This window comes from Microcystis sp. M53602_WE12, from assembly GCF_030065455.1.
Classification (GTDB): Bacteria; Cyanobacteriota; Cyanobacteriia; order Cyanobacteriales; family Microcystaceae; genus Microcystis; species Microcystis aeruginosa.
On the sequence record NZ_JASJFB010000516.1, the window covers coordinates 1 to 3,301 of the forward strand.

A 3,301-nucleotide genomic window follows, 5' to 3' on the forward strand; every position below is an offset into this window, starting at 1 on the left:
GATAGCTGCGATAGATTTAGGCATAGATAATTTCATGGCTGTAACTTCAAATCAACCGGACTTTATCCCTTTGTTGATTAATGGCAGACCGTTAAAAAGCCTGAATCAATTTTATAACCAACGTCGAGCTAAGTTACAATCTCTGTTAAATCGTCAAAGTTCCCAGAGGATTCGCCGTTTAACCCGTTGCCGTAATCAGAAAGTAGATGATTATCTTCATCAGGCTAGTCGTTATTTAGTCAATCTCTTAGTTGAGCAAGAGATAACAACTTTAGTAATTGGGAAAAATGACGGTTGGAAACAAGAAGTGAACTTAGGAAAAGTCAACAATCAAAAATTTGTGACCATCCCTCATGCTCGATTAATTGACATGATTAGTTATAAATGTCAATTAGTAGGAATCTCTGTGATTCTTCAAGAAGAATCCTATACCTCAGCTTCTAATTTTTTGAATGACGATCCTCTCCCCGTTTATGGACAGATAACTGAAAAGCCAGTGTTTTCAGGAAACTGAATTTCGCGAGGGTTATATCGTACAGATAAGGGGATTCTGGTTCAATCTGATGTCATGGGTTCCTACAATATTTTACGAAAAGCATTCCCAAATGCGTTTAACCGCTATGGGATAGAGAGGTGCGTAGTTCACCCAAGGAGAATCAATCTCTCGAAGTAAAAGTGAAGGGAATTTCTGAAATGGAATTCAGTCTGTCTATATTTGACTATACTTTTACTAACTATCAGATGCTCTATTAGAGATTAAGAAAAGCGGCTCTTCGGTAATTGTTATGCAATGGACGGGGGTTATAAGGGATGGAACCCTTATATAGAAAGGCATTTAGCGATTTTTGTCAATTGTTTTTTATCTAGAGCGAACTAATCGAATTAAGTCTCTTGCCAGATAAGGATTTAGTCGATTTATGCCCCCCTATCGAACCATACCAAGTAACGAAGAACCAGAAAAGCTGTCGTAGAACGACGGGGTTTTCAACCCAAATTTTCGCTCAATGTTCCGCTATGGTAAAAGGGTTACGGAGTCCTCCTAGCACCCGCACACCACACGAAAACCGTAGTAGTGGTAGGTGCTGACGCGCCTAGCGAAGAAGCTGCGGAAAGCGGAACGACAGAGACCTGGATTGCCGTACCAAGAACCGCCCCGTAATAGAGAACGATTATTATTCTCAGTAATCCACGCCGACCCGTCCTCTGGCGCTCCGGTATAGTTATCGTGCCAATCGTCCGCGCACCATTCCCAGACTTGCCCGTGCATATCGTAAAGTCCGAAAGCGTTGGGGGGAAACTGCCCGACGGGAGTGGTTTGTTGTCGATAAGTACCCTTTTTACCGTCGGCGTAGGTATAGTTTCCGTGATAGTTCGCTATTTCGGTGGAGAGGGTAGCCCCGAAAGCAAAAGGAGTGGTCGTTCCTGCGCGACAAGCGTATTCCCACTGTGCCTCGCTGGGGAGATGATAATCTTTCTGAGTAAGCTTGGATAGCCGTTTACAGAATTCTACGGCTTGATACCAGTTCACACACTCTACCGGTCGATTATTTCCCTTGAAGTACGAGGGGTCGAGGGATAGGTCGATGTCGATTTTCGCCTGAGATGCGATGATTCGCCATTGCTCTTGGGTAATGGGATATTTGCCCATGTAGAAAGAGGGAACGGTGACTCGATGCTGCGGTTTTTCGTAGTTATGCCCCTCACCATCGGGCGATCCCATGAGGAAAGTACCGCCAGGGATATAGACTATTTCTAGGTCGATATTATTGCCGAGGTTTTCGCTCTTTTGAAAACCTTTTCCCAGGCGAGGTTTGATTATATTCCCTCTGGGATCAACGGTGATGATCTCGAAGGAGAATTCTTTCCCTTTTTCCTCCTCCTGACTACAATCTTCCTCTTCTACTCCCCGCTTATTTTCCTCTCGCTCTTTTTCTTTCTCAAATCGTCTTGCTAATTGCTGTTCGTAGGCTTCTCGAACTTTCTTTTGCTTGGCTTTAAGAAGATCGCTATAGGGTTGAATTAACTCTTTTTTGAGATCGATATTCGGTAAGCGGACTTCGTAGTAGGGATCGAGATTTAGATAATAAATATCGATATAAAAAGCCAAGAGAATTTGGTAAATTTTGATAATTACCGCTCTAATAATCAAGAGGATTTCATCTTCGGTTTTTCCTGCCTTTAATAATTCCCGTTCTACTTCTCGCCAATTCCATTCGATCGGTGAGAAAGACATCGCTTGCTTATCCTGCATTTTCCAAGAGGCAACTCGAAAGGTCACGGCATCCGATCGAATGTCTGTATAGATTATATATACAGGTACGCAGGACAACAAACTATGTAACCGTTCGATTTCGATTTCCTCGATTGGTTGCTTGAAATAATCTCCAAAAAATTTAACGGGATATAGTTGATCATTAACTGAATAGTAATCCGCAAGAAAAGAACTCACCTTTCGCATCTCTAGCTTGAAATCTAACTTCCTCATGGCAGCTAGGGAGCGATCGCTCGCTACACTGGGTAAACAGGCTAATATCAAGAGAGTTTGTTGATATTTCTTGAGCATCTGCTCGGTTTCAAAGCGACTCAACTGCGATAACCATGTATCTTTGTCCCACTCAGCTTGAATTTCTTGCAGCTTTAACTCAATTTCTTTTTCTTGCTGTTCTCTTAGTAGTTCTTGCCGTAGATAACTCAGGTTACGTTGTTCTTTTTGGATGGCGATTTTGATTTCTTTCAATTCAAGAGAAAGATTTTCTAAACCGATTCTTTCCCTAGGGATTTCATTATCTGTTTCTTGTTGCACCAATTCGCACTTGAATTGCTGCAACGCCAATTCGCACTTGAATTGGCGTTGTTTTCTTTGCAGTTGTAGGGATTGATTATCGAGTTCCAGCTTTTTTTTGTAGTAAGATAACTCGGCTTTTTTGACTTCGCTATTATTTTCCACTACGGAGGCACCATGACGAGATGCTTGATCATCATTAGATAGAAGGCGCTCCATCAGCTTCAGTGCCACCCGGGAGATACCAACAACAATTTGCTCGATCATTACCGCGTCCATTAGACTAACTCCTCATACTGTAGTGTTTTCATCGAAAATTTTGGGTCTGAAACCCCGTCGTTCTACGACGGCTTTACTGTTAAGTATTAGCACATTTACGAAATATATGCTAGTGTGAAAGGACATGGAAAAAGCCTATTCGTTTCGATTTTACCCCACACCCGAACAAGAGTCGCTATTGCGGCGCACTTTGGGCTGTGTAAGATTAGTTTACAATAAAGCTCTCCATCTCAGAACACA

Annotated in this window: 2 protein-coding genes and 1 pseudogene; 2 read left to right on the forward strand and 1 reads right to left on the reverse strand. The window is 42.3% G+C overall.

Annotated elements, in window-relative coordinates; genetic code table 11:
- Positions 1–673, forward strand: a pseudogene (locus PX482_RS16925) (RNA-guided endonuclease TnpB family protein); the annotation flags it as partial.
- A 366-nt stretch (positions 674–1,039) separates the two neighbouring features.
- On the opposite strand, the gene PX482_RS16930 reads toward PX482_RS16925, so the two are convergent.
- On the reverse strand, positions 1,040–3,061 hold the full coding sequence (locus PX482_RS16930) for a formylglycine-generating enzyme family protein (RefSeq protein ID WP_288024783.1): 2,022 nt from the start codon (positions 3,059–3,061) through the stop codon (positions 1,040–1,042).
- A gap of 124 nt (positions 3,062–3,185) precedes the next feature.
- Here PX482_RS16930 and PX482_RS16935 point away from each other — a divergent pair.
- The coding region (locus tag PX482_RS16935; RefSeq protein WP_287754483.1) for a helix-turn-helix domain-containing protein at positions 3,186–3,301 on the forward strand (116 nt) is incomplete at its 3' end.